General features: G+C 71.4%; 13 protein-coding genes. 8 read left to right on the top strand and 5 right to left on the bottom strand.

The features are described 5' to 3' along the window. Positions 1-21: 21 nt before the first annotated feature. Entirely contained in the window at positions 22-651 is a 630-nt protein-coding gene (locus ABB33_RS02095) for a TetR/AcrR family transcriptional regulator (RefSeq protein ID WP_054668318.1), read from the bottom strand. Positions 652-784: 133 nt separating this feature from the next. On the opposite strand from ABB33_RS02095, the gene ABB33_RS02090 reads away from it, so the two are divergent. The 3 genes from ABB33_RS02090 (at position 785) to fabG (ending at position 5075) form a co-directional block, all read left to right on the top strand. Further along, on the top strand, positions 785-3076 hold the full coding sequence (locus ABB33_RS02090; RefSeq protein ID WP_056930967.1) for a TonB-dependent receptor: 2292 nt from the start codon (positions 785-787) through the stop codon (positions 3074-3076). 20 nt (positions 3077-3096) lie between these two features. After that, positions 3097-4224, top strand: coding sequence for a tyrosine-protein phosphatase (locus ABB33_RS02085; protein WP_056930966.1), 1128 nt, complete (start codon positions 3097-3099; stop codon positions 4222-4224). A 113-nt stretch (positions 4225-4337) separates the two neighbouring features. Beyond that, entirely contained in the window at positions 4338-5075 is a 738-nt protein-coding gene (gene fabG, locus ABB33_RS02080) for a 3-oxoacyl-ACP reductase FabG (protein WP_056930993.1), read from the top strand. A 37-nt stretch (positions 5076-5112) separates the two neighbouring features. Here fabG and ABB33_RS02075 read toward each other — a convergent pair whose 3' ends face one another. Genes ABB33_RS02075 through ABB33_RS02065 form a run of 3 tightly spaced genes read right to left on the bottom strand, consistent with a single transcriptional unit; the run spans position 5113 to position 7884 of the window. After that, complete coding sequence (locus ABB33_RS02075; protein ID WP_054668313.1) at positions 5113-5898, bottom strand: glycosyltransferase family 2 protein; 786 nt, start codon at positions 5896-5898, stop codon at positions 5113-5115. After that, the gene (locus ABB33_RS02070) at positions 5891-6679 is read right to left on the bottom strand and encodes a beta-ketoacyl synthase chain length factor (RefSeq protein ID WP_056930965.1); all 789 of its coding nucleotides are present in this window, start codon (positions 6677-6679) and stop codon (positions 5891-5893) included. Before ABB33_RS02070 ends, ABB33_RS02075 begins: the two co-directional genes overlap by 8 nt. A 5-nt stretch (positions 6680-6684) precedes the next feature. After that, complete coding sequence (locus tag ABB33_RS02065) at positions 6685-7884, bottom strand: beta-ketoacyl-[acyl-carrier-protein] synthase family protein (protein WP_056930992.1); 1200 nt, start codon at positions 7882-7884, stop codon at positions 6685-6687. A 235-nt stretch (positions 7885-8119) separates the two neighbouring features. On the opposite strand from ABB33_RS02065, the gene ABB33_RS02060 reads away from it, so the two are divergent. The 4 genes from ABB33_RS02060 to ABB33_RS02045 all read left to right on the top strand — a co-directional run bounded on the left by ABB33_RS02060 (position 8120) and on the right by ABB33_RS02045 (position 14269). After that, entirely contained in the window at positions 8120-8395 is a 276-nt protein-coding gene (locus ABB33_RS02060; protein ID WP_054668310.1) for a YcgL domain-containing protein, read from the top strand. Continuing rightward, positions 8388-11714, top strand: a complete 3327-nt coding sequence (locus ABB33_RS02055) for an ankyrin repeat domain-containing protein (protein ID WP_056930964.1) — start codon at positions 8388-8390, stop codon at positions 11712-11714. Before ABB33_RS02060 ends, ABB33_RS02055 begins: the two co-directional genes overlap by 8 nt. Before the next feature lie 114 nt (positions 11715-11828). Continuing rightward, complete coding sequence (locus ABB33_RS02050; RefSeq protein ID WP_161809396.1) at positions 11829-12653, top strand: RDD family protein; 825 nt, start codon at positions 11829-11831, stop codon at positions 12651-12653. After that, positions 12650-14269, top strand: coding sequence for a GYF domain-containing protein (locus tag ABB33_RS02045; RefSeq protein ID WP_056930962.1), 1620 nt, complete (start codon positions 12650-12652; stop codon positions 14267-14269). The genes ABB33_RS02050 and ABB33_RS02045 overlap by 4 nt, the downstream gene beginning before the upstream one ends. 154 nt (positions 14270-14423) lie before the next feature. Here the strand turns inward: ABB33_RS02045 and ABB33_RS02040 are convergent, their stop codons facing one another. Continuing rightward, positions 14424-16241: a monovalent cation:proton antiporter-2 (CPA2) family protein gene (locus ABB33_RS02040; RefSeq protein ID WP_056930961.1), complete on the bottom strand. Its 1818-nt coding sequence runs from the start codon at positions 16239-16241 to the stop codon at positions 14424-14426. Between the two features lie 330 nt (positions 16242-16571). Here ABB33_RS02040 and mgtE point away from each other — a divergent pair, with 330 nt between their 5' ends. Continuing rightward, positions 16572-17942, top strand: a complete 1371-nt coding sequence (gene mgtE, locus ABB33_RS02035; RefSeq protein ID WP_056930960.1) for a magnesium transporter — start codon at positions 16572-16574, stop codon at positions 17940-17942. Positions 17943-17974: the final 32 nt, after the last annotated feature.

Below are 17974 nucleotides of genomic sequence, written 5' to 3'. Positions count from 1 at the left end.
CGCGGTCGCGGCGGTCGTGCCTCAGTCGCGCGCGTCGTCGCCCAGTCCCAGGGCCAGGGCCCGTGTCAGCAGCGCGCGCAGCCGCGCGGTGTCCATGTCCGGATCGTGGATCGCATGCACGGCAAGGCCGTTGATGAAGCAGCGCATGAACACCGCGCGCAGCGCCGCGTCTTCCGGGTCGAGGGCCACGCCACGGGCATCGGCCCGGCGCCGCAGCCACTGCGCCAGGTCTTCGCATGATTCGCGCTCGAACCGGTTCAGGACCTCCGCCACCTGCGCGTCGCGCAGCCCCAGCGCGCTGATCTCCGACAGCAGACCGGCATGCCGCATGTCCGGCGCGCCGCGGCCCCACGCCGCGTAGGCGGTGATGAGTTCGCCGACGAAGTCGGAGGTGACCGGCACCTTGTCCAGGCCCTGCCGGTCCTCGTCCAGCTGCATCTGCACCATCGCCAGGATGATGGCGCGCTTGTTGGCGAAATACCGGTACAGCAGGCTGATGCTGATTCCCGCTTCGGTGGCGATGTCGGCCATCGAGGTGGCTTCGAGCCCATTGCCGATGCAGCACCTGCGCGCGGCCTCGAGGATGCGGCGGCGTTGCTGTTGCGCGTACTCGGAGGGCGGCCTGGCGGCCGGAGGTGCGGTCGGACTCATCGGTTCTGCATGGCCCCGGGATGGCTCTGGCCGCGCAGGGTAACCGAATCCACGACAGGTGAACGGTCATTCACCTGTCATTTCCGGCCACCAGAATCCGTCGCGCCTCCTACCTACGACGAGTACCCAGACCATGACCCATCCTCTTTCACGAGCGGTGGCCGGCGTGCTGCATACCCGTGCCGCGGTGCTGTTGGCCGTTGCCTCGGCGGCACTGCCGGCGTTCGCCGACGACCGCCCGGAAGACGCGCCCGCCGCCGGCCTCGAAGCGATGGCGGCCACCACCCTGGATTCGGTGGTGGTCAGCGCGCAGAAGCGCGAGACCAACCTGCAGGAAACGCCGATTTCGGTATCGGTGGTCGGCGCCGAAGCGCTGGCCGACCGCCATGCGATCTCGCTGGCCAGCCTGGCCGACGGCTCGGTGCCCTCGCTGCGGGTGGCGCCGTTCGCCACCCGCTCCTCGGCGCTGAACATCGGCATGCGCGGCATCGGCGCCTCGGGCGATGCCAACCAGCCGGCACGCGACGCCGGCGTCGGCGTGTACGTGGACGGCGTGTTCCTGGGCCGCTCGCAGGGCCTGGGCATGGCGCTGTACGACGTGGAGCGGATCGAAGTGCTGAAGGGCCCGCAGGGCACGCTGTTCGGGCGCAACACCGAGGGCGGGGCGATCAGCGTGATCACCCGCCAGCCGACCGGCGAATTCGGCCTGAAGGCGACCGCCGGCGTGTCCAACTACGGCGGCTACAACGCTGGCGCACACCTGGACCTTCCGCGCGTGGGCGATTTCAGCTTCAAGCTGGACGGCGTGCTCGACTCGCGCGGCGGCACCACCGACAACCCGATGCGCGGCCAGCGCGACTTCAACGCCTACGACAAGCGCGGCCTGCGCTTCACCACGCTGTGGCAGCCCAGCGCCGACTTCCAGGCGACCTATGCCTACGACTACTCCTACGACGCGACCACGCCATACCACGCGCAACTGCTGGTGGCCGGCCCGTATGCCAGCCAGGCGCAGCGCGAAGGCGCGTCGACCGGGCGCCGCGACGGATCCATCTTCGGCGGCCCTCAGGAAGACAGCGTCGGCAAGACCGACGGGCACCTGCTGGTGATGGACTGGATGCTCTCGGACACGCTGCAGCTGAAATCGATCAGCTCGTACCGCGAGCTGCGGCAGAGCCAGTTCGACCAGGGCCTGGTCGATGCGATCTCCACCTTCGCGCCCAATGGCGAGTTCGGACGCTACAGCCTGGCCCAGCTGTGGCAGCACCAGTACAGCGAGGAACTGCAGTTGATCGGCAACACCGACACCCTGGAATACGCGGTGGGCGCGTTCTACTACAAGGAAGCGGTGGCCGACAACGCGCAGACGCCCAACACCCTGCGCTGGAACGCGGACGGCAGCAGCTACACGGTGATCAACGCGCCGCTGGACCTGGGCAAGGTCCGCATCGACCGCGCCAGCAAGGCGTGGACCGACAGCCTGGGCATCTTCGGCCAGGCGACGTGGACGCCGGCCTCGTTCGACAGGCTGCACCTGACCGCGGGCGGCCGCTGGACCCGCGACAAGAAGGAAGGCGTGCTGCGCACCCTGAACGACGCGCCGTCGGACCTGGCCTTCGACGGCAAGTGGAGCCGTTTCGACCCGATGGTCAACATCGCCTACGACCTGGGCAGGGAGGTGATGGCCTACCTGCGCTACAGCACCGGCTTCAAGGCCGGCGGCGCGAACTCGCGCTCGTTCAGCTACCGCGCCTTCGCGCCGGAGGAAGTGAGCGCGTTCGAGCTCGGCCTGAAATCGCAGTTCTGGGACAACCGCGCGCGGCTGAACCTGGCGCTGTTCGATTCGCGCATCGAGAACAAGCAGATGGATTTCTACCTGCCGCTGGCGCCGGGGCAGAGCCGTACCGTTTCCGACACCACCAATGCCACCACCACCGGCACCTCGCGCGGTGCGGAAGTGGAGCTGAACATCGTGCCGCTGGACTACCTGACGCTCAGCCTGAACTACGCCTACACCGACATCGGCGCGCTGCAGGCACCCAATCCCTATGTGGAAGGCAACCCGGTGGTGACCGTGTTGCCGCTGTACGCGCCGAAGAACGCCGGCAGCCTGGCGGTGGACTACCTGCTGCCGCTCGGCGCCGCGGCGCTGAAGTTCCATGTCGATGGCAACTGGTCCGACGGCTTCTACACCAGCGAGATCGAGCAGACGCTCACCGACAGCTCGTTCGTGGTCAACGCGCGCGTCGCGCTGATCGACGTGCCGCTCAACGGCACCGGCGCGACCGCCGAGTTCGCGTTGTGGTCGCGCAACCTGCTCGACGAGCAACACCTGTTCTACAAGAGCAGCAGCACCTCGCTGGGCACCTACGGCATTTTCAACGACCCGCGCACCTTCGGCGCGGAAATCAGCATCCGCTTCTGACCGACGGGAGAACCGACCCCATGCAATGCAGGAAAACCGCCCTGGCGCTTGCCCTGGCCTCGCTCGCCTCCGCCGCGCACGCCCGCCTGCCGGCCGACGTACAGATCGAGCGCCTTTCGCCGACGCGTATCGCCGTGGTCTGGAGCGGTGCGCTGGTGCCCGCCGAGAAGCTGGACGTCGGCCTGGCTCCCGCACCGGGCAAGCCGGTGGACGGCGCCACGCTGCGCGATGACGTGGCCGGCAGTGCCGGTCGCGTCGAACTGGAGCACGCCAGCGGGGTACGTCCCTACGTGTGGATCGGCGACAACAAGGGCAACGAGACCACCCTGGGCGAGCGCGTGCTGCCGCTGCAGGGCGGGGTGAACTTCCGCGACCTGGGCGGTTACCGCACCGATGATGGCCGCAGCGTGCGCTGGGGCCGGCTGTACCGCAGCGGGGTCATGGCCGACCTGACCGACACCGACTATGCCTACCTGCAGCGGCTGGGCATCACGGCCATCTGCGACCTGCGCGACAGCCGCGAGCGCAGCCATTCGCCGACGCAGGCCGGGCGCATCGCCCGCGGCGGGCGCTACATCGCCTGGGATTACCAGCAGGACTTCGACATGAAGGCGTTCGCAGGCGCCTTCGCCATGGGCGGCGACCCGCAGGAAACCGCGCTGCGGTTGATGGCCGCTTTCTACCGGCAGATGCCGGCCGCGTTCGCCGCGCGCTACCGCGAGGCGTTCGACGTGCTCAAGCAGGGCGACGGACTGCTGTTCAACTGCAGCGCCGGCAAGGACCGGACCGGCCTGCTCGCCGCACTGGTACTGACCGCGCTGGGCGTGGCCCCCGACGTGGTGGTCAACGACTACGCGATGAGCCAGCGCGTGCCCAGCCTGCAGCGCCTGCGTACGCGCATGGATGCCTCCGCCACGCAGGACCCGGGCATGAGCGCGTTGTCGCGCCTGCCCGAGCCGGCGCTGCGTGCGCTGATGGGCACCGATCCGATGTACCTCAGCGCCGCCTTCGACCAGATCCGTGCCGACCATGGATCGATCGATGCCTACCTGGAACAGCAGCTCGGGGTCGGCGCCGCCGACCGGGCGCGGCTGCGCGCGCTCTACCTGGAGCCGGCACCGGCATCGGCCGGGACCGCCGCGCGCTGACCGCGGCCGCATCCATGCCCCCGTGCGCGCGGCGCCGGGGGCGTCCGCGCCGGCTTGCCCTGCCCGCCGCTTTGCGACAGGCTGCGCGCTCGCAGCGGAAGTGGAACACCGGCATGGCCGACATCGACAACAAACGACGCGCGCTGGTGACCGGCGGCAGTGGCGACCTGGGCGGGGCGATCTGCCGGCGGCTGGCAGCGGCCGGCGCGCACGTGATCGTGCATGCCAACGGCAACCTGGCGCGCGCGCAGGCCGTGGCCGCGGAGATCGCCGCCGCCGGGGGCAGCGCACAGGCGGTTGCCTTCGACGTGGCCGACGGCGAGGCCACCGCGGCGGCGCTGGACGGCCTGCTGGCCGACGGCCCGATCCAGATCGTGGTCAACAACGCCGGGGTGCACGACGACGCACCGATGGCCGGCATGGATGCGGCGCGCTGGCGGCGGGTGATCGACGTGTCGCTGCACGGTTTCTTCCACGTCACCCAGCCGCTGCTGCTGCCGATGGCGCGCACGCGCTGGGGTCGCATCGTCAGCGTCTCGTCGGTGGCGGCGGTGCTCGGCAACCGTGGCCAGACCAACTACGCGGCGGCCAAGGCGGCGTTGCACGGGGCCTCGAAGTCGCTGGCGCGGGAGATGGCCAGCCGCGGCATCAGCGTCAATGTCGTCGCCCCGGGGGTGATCGAAGGCCGGATGGCCGGCGATGCGTTCCCGCCGGAGCTGATCAGGCAGACCGTACCGGCCGCACGCGCGGGCCGCCCGGAGGAAGTGGCGGCGCTGGTGGCGTTCCTGTGCAGCGACGACGCCGGTTACATCAACGGCCAGGTGATCGGCGTCAACGGCGGCATGGGCTGAGCCGCCGGCGGATGCGGCCAGCGGCCGGCGGCGCGGTTCACCCGCTCGGGGTGTCGTCGATGAGCGGCGGGTTGGCGCGGATGCTGCGGTGGACCCTGCGCACGTCGCCATGGCGCAGCGCCAGCCGCACGATGTGCACGGTGATCCGGGTGAGATCGCGCAGCGGGCGGAAGTGGCTGGGGCGGAAACACTCGTCGCGGTCGGCGCTGCGGTAGCGCGATTCGATCGGCACCGACACGCAGCGCGTGCCCAGTTGCCGTGCCGCCGAGATCAGCACCTGCGCCTCGAACACGAAGTCCTCGCCGGGCACGTCGCGCATGGCGATCACCCCGGCCGGGTAGAAGCGCTGCCCGCTCTGGCTGTCGGCGACCTGGTAGTGCGTGCCCCAGGCCACGCCCCAGTCGCCGAACTCGTTGGCCAGCCGCCGCAGCAGCGGCTGCGAGGCGCGCTTGCGCAGCCGCGCGCCGATGATGATGCAGCCGGGGTGGCGGTTGGCGCTGGCCAGTAGCCGTGGCAGGTCGGTCGCCGCGTGCTGGCCGTCGCCGTCCATGGTCAGCACGCCGCGCAGGCCGCGCCGCACGGCTTCGGCGAACCCGCTGCGCAGCGCCTGGCCCTTGCCGCCGCGGCGCGCGTGGCGCAGCACGGTGACCGGCAGGTCGGCGATGCACTCGACGGTGCCGTCGTCGGAGCCGTCGTCGACCACGATCACGTGCGGGCAGAACGCGAGCGCGCCGCTCACGACCTCGCGGATGCGCAGCGCTTCGTTGAGCGCCGGGATCACCACCGCCACGTCGTCCGGGCGCAACATGCGGGAATCAGCCATGGCCGATGTCGATCCGCAGCGCCTGGTCCGGGCCGGCCGGCAGCAGCACCTGCGTGCGTTCCAGCGCCAGCGCCTCCAGCAGCGGCAACGCCGGCTGCATCGCATTGCCGGCCAGCCGCCGCGACAACGGCCCGGCATCATCGGCGGCGTCGGTGCCGGCGCATGGCTCCAGCGCCATGCGCAGCGTCGGCAGCCCGGCGCAGGGCGTGCGCGACAGCACCAGGGCGACGCCGAGCAGGCCTTCGCTGGGGGCCACTTCGCCGAGCGGCCCGCACGCCGGGCCGTCGTAGGCGACCAGCAGCACCGCCTCGCTGCCGGCGGCCAGCTGCGCCATCGCCTCGACCAGGCCCTGCGCGAAGCTGGCGCGGCCGGCGCTGATCGCGGTGGCCGGTACGTGCGCGCCGGTGCCGATGGTCCAGTAGCCGGCGGCGGCGTTGTGCACCGAGTTGTGGAAGCGGGTCGGCGATATCGCGCGCGGGTCGCTGGCCAGCGTCGTGCACATGTAGTCGCTGATCGACATCTCGCCATGGGTGGAGGTGAACACCGACGGCAACTCCGCCGCTTCGCGCCCGGCCGCCTCGCAGGCGGCGAGTGCCGCTTCCAGCGCCACTGCGACGGTGGCCGGTGCGCGGCGGCGCTCGTTGGCGGCCAGCAGCATCGGCGCCGGCCGCGCCGGCACCTGCGCCGGCTGCACGCCCACCCGCGCCCAGGCGCACGCCGCGTCCCAGTCGGGCAGCCCGCTGCCCCAGAATCCGATGCCTTCGACGACCGCTTCGCGCATGCGCCTCATCCCACCTTGCCGAACACCAGCGAGCAGTTGTTGCCGCCGAAGCCGAAAGAGTTGTTCATCGCATGGCGGATATCCGCCCGCGCATTGTCGAACCGGATCTGCGGCCCGCAGGCCGGATCGGGAACCGTGCTGTTGAGCGTGCCCGGCAGCAGCCCGTCGGACAAGGCCAGCAGCGCGAACACCGACTCGACGATGCCGGCCGCGCCCAGGGTGTGGCCGGTCCAGCCCTTGGTCGAGCTGGCATGCAGCGACGGCGGGAACAGCGCCGCCACCGCGGCGGCCTCGACGCCGTCGTTGGCCGGGGTCGAGGTGCCGTGCAGGTTGAGGTAACCCAGCTGCGCGGGCTCGAGTCCGGCGCTGTGCAGCGCCTGCTGCATCGCCAGGCGCGCGCCCAGCCCCTGCGGATGCGGCGCCGACATGTGGTGGGCGTCGCTGGATTCGCCGTATCCGCTCAGCTGCAGCGCGGTCTCCGGGCCGGCGCCGGCGCGTTCCAGCACCGCATAGCCGCCGGCCTCGCCCAGCGACAGCCCGCTGCGGCGCGCGTCGAACGGCTGGCACGGCGCAGTGGCGACCAGCTGCAGCGAGTGGAAGCCGAACAGCACGCTGCCGCACAGGGTATCGACCCCACCGACCAGGGCGGCATCGGCGAAGCCGGCATGGATCAGCCGCGCAGCCTGCGCGAACACCTTGGCGCTCGACGAGCAGGCGGTGGCCACGGTCACGCAGGGGCCGCGCAGCCCGGTGGCGGCGCGGACGAAATCGCCCAGCGCATGCGGGGTGTGGATGCGCGGGCGCTGCAGCTCCGGCGGGAAATGCGCCACGCCGGCGCTGTCGGTGTGCAGGCGCGCGTACGCCTCCTCGGTGGCGCCGATGGCGGAAGTGGAGGTGCCCATCACCACCGCCACGCGGCTGGCGCCGTGGCGGGCGACGACCGCGGCCACGGCGTCGAGCAGGCCGTCCTGCTGCAGCGCCAGCCACGCCAATGCGTTGTTGCGGCATTCCAGGCCGGCCAGTGCCGGCGGCAGTGCCACCTCCTCCACGCCGTCGACGCGGCCGATCCAGCAGTCCAGCGGGTCGGCGCCGAAATCGTTGCGGCGCAGGCCGCTGCGGCCTTGTGCCAGCGCCTGGCGCTGCGCATCCAGCCCGGCGCCCAGCGCGGTGGTGGCGCTGTGCGCAAGGATGTTCAGCGGGAGCAGGCGCGGTGGCGAGGCGGCGGTCACGCGGTCTTCCGGGCATTGGGCGGGGCGCGAGTATATCGGGGCGCCCGTCCACCGTACGGTGTCCCGGCAGGGTGATGGCGTGCGCGTTTCTTGATGAAAATGAATGAAGCCCCGGCAAAGATGCGGACGGCGGCGTACGGCAATGCCTTTCACCGGCGTCGGGTTTCCGACACAATCACTTGGATTCCCAAGCAGGGCAACGCCCGCGGGCATGCAAGCCTACGTCTACAAAAGCCAACGCAAGCAGGACACCTACGTCTACCTTGCCAAGCGCGACAACTTCGATGCGATCCCGGCCACGCTCGGCGCCGCCCTGGCGCCGTTCGCGTTCGTGCTGGAAGTCGCGCTGACCCCGGAACGGCGCCTGGCCCAGGCCGACGCCGCGCAGGTGCGTGCCAACCTGGCCGCGCACGGGTTCCATCTGCAGCTGCCACCGCAGCCCCTGGCGCCGGTGAAGATCGCCCGCATCGACGGCCGCGATGACTGACGCCCGCCGTACCCGTGCCCTCGGCGCGCTGGCGCTCGGCGCGCTGCTCGCGCTCGCCGCCGGGTTCGGTGGCGTGGCGGCCGCCGCGTGCGGCCTGCTGGCGCAGCCCGCGTTCGCGCTGGGAGTGTCGTGGTGGCGGCGCACGCGAGCCCCTGCGCCGCTGTCCGCGTTGCCACGGCAGGACCTGCCGGGCCTGCTTGCGGTGTGGACCGCCGGCACGCTGTTGCTGGCATTGCTTGTGTCCTGGCCGCTGGCGGCGCTGCACGACAGCGGCAGCCTGCAGGCGGTGCTGGCCCTGTGCGTGGCGCTGAGCATCGCGGTGGCCGCGCTGTGGCGCACCTGGCCGCTGTGGCAGGCGCTGGAACGCGAGGGCGGCACCCTGCGCGCGCAGGGGCAGGCACTGTCCTCGCGGGCCATGGACTCCTGGCATGGCGTCGGCGCGGCGCTGGTGCTGTGCCTGCTGTGCGCGGCGGTGGTCGCGCCGGCCTGGCCGGGCCTGGTCGGCGACAGCCTGCGCTGGCCGCTGGCCATCGCCGTCGCCCTGTTCTCGCCGCTGCTGCACGCCGCGCTGCAGGCGCTGCCGGCCGCGGCGCCGGCCGCGCCGGCCGTGGCGGTGCAGGCCTTCGATCCGTTTGCCGAGGCGCTGGCCGAACCGGCACCGCTGGAGCCGATGGCGCAGCACGAATGGGTGCCGCAGCTGTACGAGGCCGCGCGCGCCGGGCGCGTCGACCGCGCCCTGCAGCTGCTCGATGCCGGCGCCGATCCGCACGCGCCGCCGCCGGCCGATTCGCGCGACCAGCGCAGCCTGGTGGTGCTGGCCGCGGTGCTGCCGGACCTGCGCCTGCTGCGCGCGCTGATCGGCCGCGGCGTGGACGTGAACCTGGCCCATCGCGGCATGACCCCGCTGCTGGCGGCGACCCGCGACAGCTGGCATGGCCGCCCCGAGGCGGTGATGACCCTGCTGGCCAACGGGGCCGATCCGCGCGCCACCGACGCCGACGGCAACACCCCGCTGCACCACGCCGCACGCAGTTCCGACCCGGGCGTGGCCGCGCTGCTGCGCGATGCCGCCGCCGAGATCGACGCGCTCAACCATGAAGGCCACAGCCCGCTGGCGGTGGCCTGCCAGGCCGGTAACTGGCGGCTGGCGCGGTTCCTGCTCGAACGCGGCGCCCGGGTCGAACCCGCCGACGGCGTACCGGTACTGATTCCCGCCGCCGCCACCGAAGACGACGATGCCGCCGGCGTGCAACTGCTGCTCAAGCACAAGGCACGTCTGGACGCGCGCGACCGCCGCCGCCGCAGCGCGCTGCACGAGGCCGCCGCGGCCGGCCACGGCGACATCGTCGATGCGCTGCTCGCGGCCGGCGCCAATGTCGAGCCGCGCGATGCCGGCGGCCGCACGCCGTGGCTGGATGCCGCCGCGCATGGGCATGCCGGCGTGCTCGAGCGCCTGCTCGCGCACAAACCCGATGTCACCGCGGTCGATGGCGAGGGCTGCAATGCCGTGCTGCTGGCTTGCCGCGCCGAGAGCGTGACCGCGGCGCTGGTGCGCCGCCTGCTGGAGCTGGGCGTCGCCGCCGATGTGGTTGCCGCCGATGGCCGCCGTGCCATCGACCATGCCGCCGCCGCCGGCCGCTGGAGCATCGTCTCGCTGCTGGATCCGGCGTATCCGCTGCCGGCCGCGGTCAGCGACGCGCTTGCCGGCGCTGACGCCGGCGATGGCGCGGCCACGCCACCACAGCTCAACGACCGTCCGCCGCTGGCACTGCTGCGCGAGGCGCTGGCCTTCGGCAACACCGAGGGCATGGCACCGCTGGCGCGGCTGTGTTCGGCACGGGAACTGGGCACGCTGCTGCACGACGTGGAGCTGGCGCTGCAGCCGCGCGTGGTCGACTGGCTGCTGGCGCACGGTGCCGATGCCGAGGTGCTCGATGCCTGCGGCGACACGCCGATGTTCGCGCTGCTGGCGCGCGGCGTGGATGCCGTTCCCACGCTGCAGGTACTGCTGCGGCACGGGGTTTCGCCCGCCGGCCGCGGCGGCCTGGGGCGCCTGCTGGCTGCCTGCGTGCAGCACGACCAGGGCTCGCGCGGTACCGAGCAGTTCGTGCTGGAGCTGCTCGAACAGGGCGCCGACCCGTTCGGCGCATCGCCCGCCGGCGATCCGCCGCTGGCGCTGGCGGTACGCCTGGGCTGGCTGAAGGTGCAGCATTGGCTGCTGGTGCATGGGGTCGACCGCGAGGCGCGCGACAGCCACGGCATGACCGCGCTGCACCTGGCCACCGCGCTTGCGCGCGAGGCCTCGCTGAAACAACTGGTGATGCATGGTGCCTCGCCGGACGCCCGCGCCGCCGACGGGCAGACGCCGCTCGGCGTGGCGCTGTCCAGTGGCCGCCGCGACCTGGCCGACTGGCTGGACTGGCGCGGCTGGCCGTTGCCGCTGCGCGCACTGCGCGAATCCGACGTGCCGGCCGCGGCGATGGCCGGCGACGCCGACGCGGTGCGCCGCCTGGTCGAACTCGGGCTGCCGGTGGATGCGGTCGATGCCCAGGGCTGCACCGGCCTGCTGCGTGCGGCCGGTGGCGGGCACGTGGCCACGGTGGACCTGCTGCTGGCGCGCGGTGCCGACCCGCAGCACGCGGCCGCCAGCGGTGCCACGCCGCTGTCGGCGGCGGTGAGCATGCGCCAGGCCGCGATCGTCACCGCCCTGCTCGACGCCGGTGCGCGCATCGACCACCGCCTGCCGGGCGGCGTCACCGTGCTGATGCTGGCCGCGGCGCTGGGGCTGCCGGACATCGCCGCCAAGCTGCTGACCGCCGGCGCCGACGTGCATGCCGGCGACGACCAGCAGCTGGCGCCGCTGCACTGCGCCGCGCTCTACGGGTTCACCGCACGCGACCGCACGCGGCTGCTGGCGCTGCTCGACACCCTGCTGCTGGCCGGTGCCGAGCCGGACCAGGCCTCGGCCGGTACGGTCACCCCGTTGCTGCTGCTGCTGGGCGCGCGTGCCGAGCCGGGCACCGCCTGCGACGAGCACGTGGTGCTGGCCGCGGTCGAACGCCTGCTCGATGAAGAAGTGGCACTGGACGTGCGCGATCCGCGCGGCTTCGGCCCGCTGCACCTGGCCGCGCTGCATGGCCTGCCGTTGCTGGTGCAGCGCCTGCTGCGCGCCGGCGCCGACCCCGACCTGCGCGACGCGCTGGGCCGCAGCCCGCGCGAGATCTCGGTCATGCGCGGCTTCATCGACGTGGCCGGCGAGTTCGAACCGGCGGTGCCGGGCGTCTCGTCGATGGCCCGGTTCCTGCGCGACCGCGGCTGACCGCGCCGGGCCGAGCGCCGGGCCGATCCTGCCTCCGACCGGGACGGTGCTTCCCCATGTGCCGCCGGCTATAGTCGGCGCGGGGAATCCGGCCATTGCGCCATGGAGGGGGGGATGCAGGAGTGGTATGTCCGGCGGGACGGCGCAGTCGCCGATGGCCCGCACGATATCGAGCAGCTCAGGGTGTTGTGGGGGCAGGGTGCACTCGACAGTGAAGCGGAGATCCGGGCCGGTATGGACGGTGATTGGCTTCCGCTATCCCGCGCGCTGCCGGAGATGACGGCTCCCCGCACGACCGGGACGAATTGGGCGTCGTTGCGATTCCGCGGCGGTGCGACGGAGCCGGGCATGCCGGACCTGGCGGTGGAAGATGATGGCTGGCAGCAGGCGAGGCCCGCGCCATGGCGCCGCTTCTTCGGCCGCACCTTCGACACGATGCTGTTCCTGTCCGTCGGCAGCGGGGTGCTGGCCAGTCTCATGGTGGCGTACTTCCCGCAGGCGTATGAAGCCGTGTTCGCCGAACGCAAGGGCATGGTGCTCGGCGGCGTGCTGTCCAGCCTCATGTTGTACGCCTGGATCATTGTCTGCGGCGCAACGTTGCTGGGCCTGACCGGCACCACCCCGGGCAAATGGCTGTTCGGCACGCGCGTGACCTACCGCGACGGGCGCCCGATCGGCCTGTGGCCGGCGCTGCGGCGGGAGTTCTCGGTACTGCTCGTCGGCCAGGGACTGGGGCTGCCGCTGATCACCCTGGTGGCCAATGGGTTCGCCTATGCCACGCTCAGGTCCGATGGCGTGTCCACATGGGATGCAATGGACCGGTGGGTGGTGACCCACAGGCCATGGGGTGCGATGCAGGCAGCCCTGGTCGCAGCCACCATCGTGGTGCCGATGATGCTGGTCGTCGCATGGAACATGCTCGGGGACGTGCTTGCATGAGCGCCATCTGGTTGCGTCGCGATGGCACCACCGAAGGTCCGTTGGCGACGGATGAAGTGAGGCGCCGTTTCGCGGCGGGCGAACTGGCGGGGGACACCATGTCCTGGCGTGTGGCCGAGCCGGGCTGGCAGTCGCTCGGTCGCCGCTGGGGGGCATCACGGCGGATCGCGGGCTGGCATTGGCTGGCGTGGCTGCTACTGGTGACGGGAGCGGCCGTTCTGTTGGGCTGGAACTGGATATGGGAGGCATGGGTTCCGCTTCCGGAGCGTTCAGGTGAACGGCTGGTGGCGAGTGGGGCGGTGCTGGCCTGCGTGCTTGCGGCGCTCGCACTGGCCTATGCGCTGGCCACCTCCCTGCCACGCCGCCGGCTGACGCCGCCGGCGCTGTATGCGTTGGGCATTGCACTGCTGGCCATGGCGTTCGCACTGCCGCAGCAGCACCTCCGCTCTGACCTGCTGGACGTGCTGCAGGCCGTGCCCAACGCCCGCGTGGAGGTGGACGCCGCCGGCGGTCAGCTGCTCATCACCGGAGAAATAGGGCCACGCCTGCTTGCGGACATCGAGAAGGCCTGGGCGGCGCATCCCGACATCACTCTGGTGACGATCGACAGCCCGGGCGGACTGATGGCCGAGGCCGAGCGTGCCGGGCGCTGGATCGCCGGGCACGGCATGCCGGTGCGCATCCGTTCCGAATGCAGCAGTGCCTGCGTGTTGATATGGGCAGCGTCGCCTGACCGGCAGATGCTGGCGTCGGCACGCGTCGGCCTGCACCGCGCTTCCAGCCAGATGGATCTTCCGGCCAGTGCGCTTCGTCCGTCGCTCGAACAGGTCGACCGCAGATACCGCGAGCTGCTTCGGAAAGCCGGGTTCGGCGAGGATCTGCTCGATATCCAGCGCAATACCGATGCCAGCGCCATGCATTGGCTGACGGCGGCGGAACTGCTCGACCGCAAGATCAGGCTGACCGCGGTCGATGCGGCGGGCGGTGCGGTAGCGGATGCGCGACTCCGCTGGGAGAGCATGATCGCACGCAGGGATGCCCAGGATCCGATGGCCGCCTTGATGGCGGCCACCGCCCGGCGCCTGCCGCAGGTCGTGGATAGCTACGCATCGAAGATGTATTGGGCAGCAGACAACGGCAATGGCGCCACATTCGGCTACCACGAGGACACGATGCTGTTCGATATCAAGCGCGACGCGCTGCGCCGTGCCTCGGATGCAGCAGTGGTCGCCTGGTGGGAGCCGGAGCAGGACGCATACGCTGCAGCGCTGCAGGCCCAGGATGCGGTCCGCTGCGCGGCATTGACCGGCCTCCAGTCGCCGATGCCCGGAGACGTGCTCTCGTTCCACCAGTCGCGGCTGACGGCGCTGGTGGACTCCCTGCCGGAACAGGCGGCGCCCCGGACCGCCACGCCCGAGCAGGTGTTCCGCGATGGCCAGGCCTATTCGCGGCTGGCGCAGCAGGCCTACCTCGATCTTGCCGGACGCCTGAACGACAGGCCCGAGCGCTGGAATGCCATGCAGCGCTGCGCGTTCGTGGTTTCGCTTGGTCGTCAGCTGCAGCGGCTTCCGCTGGCCGAGCGCGCGGCGATGATCCGCCACGCGGCTCTCCAGTGAACCGCCGGAAGCGGCGTGCGCGGTCAGCAGGACGCGCATGCCGGCAGAACGCCCGCCGGCTGCCTGGGCGTTGATCGAGCGTGGCCACTGACGGCGGTCGCGCAGCCGTCGTGTCCAGAGTGCCGCAGGGAGCCGCGCTCCGGTCCGCCAGGGCCTAGTCGCCGGCCGCCGGACGCTGCGGCGTCCCGTCGTCCTCGTCGTCGCCGGCGTCGGCCTCGAACAGGTGCATCAGGTCGGCGCGTGCGTCATGCGAGGTCTGGATCACCGCCGCTTCGTCGTCGTAGACCAGGTGCTGGGCCTTGAGCAGCTTCTCGTCATGTTCGCGGAAGCGGCGCACGTGCTCGCGCGCGGTGTTCTCGGCGATGCCAAGCGCGGTCAGCACCCGTTCGCTGATCTCCAGGCTGGAGCCGAATACTTCGCGGAACGGCTCGGCCGACATGTCCATCAGCTTCCACGCGTGCTGGCGGTTGCGCGCGCGTGCCAGCACCTTGGCGTTCGGGTACAGCCTGCGTACCAGCCGCACCGCGCGCAGGTTGGTATCCGGGTCGTCCATGGCCATCACGAACACCCGGATCTGGTCGCCGCCTGCCGCGCGCAGCAGGTCGGGGCGGGTGGGATCGCCGTAATAGAGGTGGTTGCCGAAGCGGCGCAGGTCTTCCACCGTGCCCGGGTCCGCTTCCAGCGCGACGAACGGGATGCGCTGCGCGGTGAGCAGGCGCGCGACGATCTGGCCGAAGCGGCCCATGCCGGCGATCAGCACCTGCGGATGCTGGGCCTGGGCGTCGTTCATGTTGTCCGGGGCGCGTTCCGGGCCCAGGTTCGGGGTGCGCGGCCGCACCAGCTGCTTGAGCCCGATCATCAGCAGCGGGGTCAACGCCATCGACAGGCTGACGATGGCCACCAGGCGGTCATGGTTGATGCGCCCCAGCAGGTTGACGCGCTCGGCCTCGTTGAACACGACGAAGGCGAACTCGCCGCCCAGCCACAGCACGCTGCCCAGCATCAGCGCGCTGCGCAGCGGCATCCGCGCGGCCAGGCCGATCAGCACCAGCAGGCCGAACTTGACCGCCAGCAGCACACCGACGCCGATGGCGATCACGGTCGGTTCGGCGGCGATGCGCGCCAGGTCGATGCTCATGCCCACGGCGATGAAGAACAGCCCCAGCAGCAGGCCCTTGAACGGCTCGATCTGCGACTCGATCTCGTGGCGGAACTCGGAGTCGGCCAGCAGCACGCCGGCCAGGAACGCGCCCAGGCTGGGGCTCAGCCCGGCCGTCTGCATCAGCCACGCCGTGCCCAGCACCACCAGCAGCGCGCTGGCGGTGAACACCTCGGGCATGCGCGTGCGCGCGACCATGCCGAACAGGTGGCGCAGCACCGGCCGGCCCAGCAGGATCACCACGGCCAGCGCGCCGACGGCGGTGGTCACGTTCTGCCAGGTCAGGGTTTCGTTGCGGATCCCGCCCAGCAGCGGGATCGCCGCCAGCAGCGGGATCGCGACCAGGTCCTGGAACAGCAGGATGGCGAAGCCGAGCCGGCCGTAGTCCGTGTTCAGGGCCTTGTGCTCGGACAGCAGCTGCAGGCCGATGGCGGTGGAGGACAGCGCCAGCGCGGTGCCGATCACCAGCGCGCTCTTCCACTGGAAGTGGTAGAGCAGCAACAGCCCGCCGAGCACTCCGGCGGTGACCAGCACCTGCAGCGCGCCGCCGCCGAACACCGTGCGCCGCATCACCATCAGCCGTGACGGCGAAAGCTCCAGTCCGATCACGAACAGCAGCATCACCACGCCGATCTCGGCGGCGTTGAGGATGCGGTCGGCGTCGTGCACGAACGCCAGCACGTGCGGGCCGAGCACCACGCCGGCGGCGAGATAGCCCAGCACCGCGCCCAGCCCGAAGCGCTTGAACACCGGCACGGCGATGACGGCCGCCAACAGCAGCACCAGGGCCAGTTCCAGACCGCCGCCATGCATCGGGATCACGCTCGGAGAAAGTGAAGGGGAAAGGCGGAGCCGTGGCCGGGGCGGGCGCATGCGGGTGCCTGTACGAAAGAGTACCGCGCGCCTGCGGCCTTGGAAAATTTCACGGCACGCCGCTTGACCCCGCCGCGCGCCGGTCGCAGACTCGCGCAGCCGCCGGCCCGTGCCGCGCGGTACTTCCTTCGGAGTTCCACCCATGCCCAGCGACAGTAGAAGTCGATCTCGTCCGACGTCGGTGACGGCCAACGCCTGAGTGGGTGTTTCGCCGCTGCCGGCGTTGCGCCAGCAACCCAGCAGCCGACCCGGTCGGCAAGGCGAAACACGATGAACCAGAAGCAACTCCTGCGTCCGGCAGCGGACGCCAGCGCCCTTGGCGCACCCCTGGCCGAGTTCAACACCGCCGACGCGGTGGTCCATCTCAACCAGCTCGAACAGGCCGCTGCCGGCGCGGTGCTGGCGGCGTTGCCGTTGCCGCGCGCGGTCAAGCTGCTGGAAGCGCCGGAGCTGCAGCATGCCGGCGAGCTGGTGGCGGCGATGCCGCCGGCCCGGGCCGCCGCCCTGCTCGGGCTGATGGCCGACGACCGCGCCACCGACATCGTCCATGAGCTGGACGAGGCGCAGCGCGCGCGGCTGATCCCGCTGCTCGACCCGGAGGCGCGCCGCTCGATCCAGCTGCTGCTCAGCTACCCGCCCAACACCGCCGGCGCGCTGATGACCACCGAGTTCGTCAGCGTTCCTGCCGACTGGACCGTGGCGCGGACGCTGCAGCACATCCGCGAGGTCGAGCGCACCCGCGAGACGGTCTACGCGATCTACGTGCTCGACCCGCGCACCCGGCAACTGCTGCAGGTGGTGACCATGCGCCGGCTGATCACCGGCGCGCCGTCCGACTCGATCCTCGACGTGGCGCAGGTCAACCCGCCGGTGAGCGTCGGCCCGGAGCTGGACCAGGAGGAAGTGGCGCAGCTGATCCGCCGCCACGACCTGCTGGCGATCCCGGTGGTCGACGCGCAGCAGCGCATGCTCGGCATCGTCACCGTGGACGACATCCTCGATGCCCTGATCGACGAGTCCACCGAGGACGTGCACAAGTTCGGCGGCGTCGAGGCGCTGGACCGTCCCTACATGCATATCGGCTTCTTCGACATGATCAGGAAGCGCGCCGGCTGGCTGAGCGTGCTGTTCCTCGGCGAGATGCTCACCGCCAGCGCGATGCAGCATTACGAGGACGAACTGGCGCGCGCGGTGGTGCTGACGCTGTTCATCCCGCTGATCATGAGCTCGGGCGGCAACTCGGGCTCGCAGGCGACCTCGCTGCTGATCCGCTCGCTGGCGCTGCACGAACTGCGCCTGCGCGACTGGTGGAAGGTGGCGCTGCGCGAACTGCCGACCGGCGCCGTGCTGGGCGCCATCCTCGGCCTGCTTGCCATCGTCCGCATCAGCGTCTGGCAGCTGGCCGGCCTGCACGACTACGGCGAGCACTGGAAGGTGCTGGCGGTGACCATCGGCGCGGCGCTGGTGGGCATCGTCACCTTCGGCTCGCTGTCCGGCTCGATGCTGCCGTTCGTGCTCAAGCGGCTGGGTTTCGACCCGGCCAGCGCTTCGGCGCCGTTCGTGGCGACCCTGGTGGACGTCACCGGCCTGGTCATCTACTTCAGCATCGCGGCGATGATCCTGGGCGGAACGCTGCTGTAGCGCGGTGGCGACCGGTTGGCGGGCGCTGGCGC

The organism is Stenotrophomonas acidaminiphila, assembly GCF_001431595.1.
In the GTDB taxonomy this organism is placed as follows: domain Bacteria; phylum Pseudomonadota; class Gammaproteobacteria; order Xanthomonadales; family Xanthomonadaceae; genus Stenotrophomonas; species Stenotrophomonas acidaminiphila.
Note: the sequence above shows the minus strand (reverse complement) of the source record. Positions and strands in the feature narration are given on the sequence as shown.

Excerpts from the sequence above, each read along its gene's own strand:
- ABB33_RS02095 (WP_054668318.1), bottom strand. The coding sequence starts at position 651 with ATGAGTCCGACCGCACCTCCGGCCGCCAGGCCGCCCTCCGAGTACGCG.
- ABB33_RS02090 (WP_056930967.1), top strand. The coding sequence starts at position 785 with ATGACCCATCCTCTTTCACGAGCGGTGGCCGGCGTGCTGCATACCCGT.
- ABB33_RS02085 (WP_056930966.1), top strand. The coding sequence starts at position 3,097 with ATGCAATGCAGGAAAACCGCCCTGGCGCTTGCCCTGGCCTCGCTCGCC.
- fabG (WP_056930993.1), top strand. The coding sequence starts at position 4,338 with ATGGCCGACATCGACAACAAACGACGCGCGCTGGTGACCGGCGGCAGT.
- ABB33_RS02075 (WP_054668313.1), bottom strand. The coding sequence starts at position 5,898 with ATGGCTGATTCCCGCATGTTGCGCCCGGACGACGTGGCGGTGGTGATC.
- ABB33_RS02070 (WP_056930965.1), bottom strand. The coding sequence starts at position 6,679 with ATGCGCGAAGCGGTCGTCGAAGGCATCGGATTCTGGGGCAGCGGGCTG.
- ABB33_RS02060 (WP_054668310.1), top strand. The coding sequence starts at position 8,120 with ATGCAAGCCTACGTCTACAAAAGCCAACGCAAGCAGGACACCTACGTC.
- ABB33_RS02055 (WP_056930964.1), top strand. The coding sequence starts at position 8,388 with ATGACTGACGCCCGCCGTACCCGTGCCCTCGGCGCGCTGGCGCTCGGC.
- ABB33_RS02050 (WP_161809396.1), top strand. The coding sequence starts at position 11,829 with ATGCAGGAGTGGTATGTCCGGCGGGACGGCGCAGTCGCCGATGGCCCG.
- ABB33_RS02045 (WP_056930962.1), top strand. The coding sequence starts at position 12,650 with ATGAGCGCCATCTGGTTGCGTCGCGATGGCACCACCGAAGGTCCGTTG.
- ABB33_RS02040 (WP_056930961.1), bottom strand. The coding sequence starts at position 16,241 with ATGCATGGCGGCGGTCTGGAACTGGCCCTGGTGCTGCTGTTGGCGGCC.
- mgtE (WP_056930960.1), top strand. The coding sequence starts at position 16,572 with ATGAACCAGAAGCAACTCCTGCGTCCGGCAGCGGACGCCAGCGCCCTT.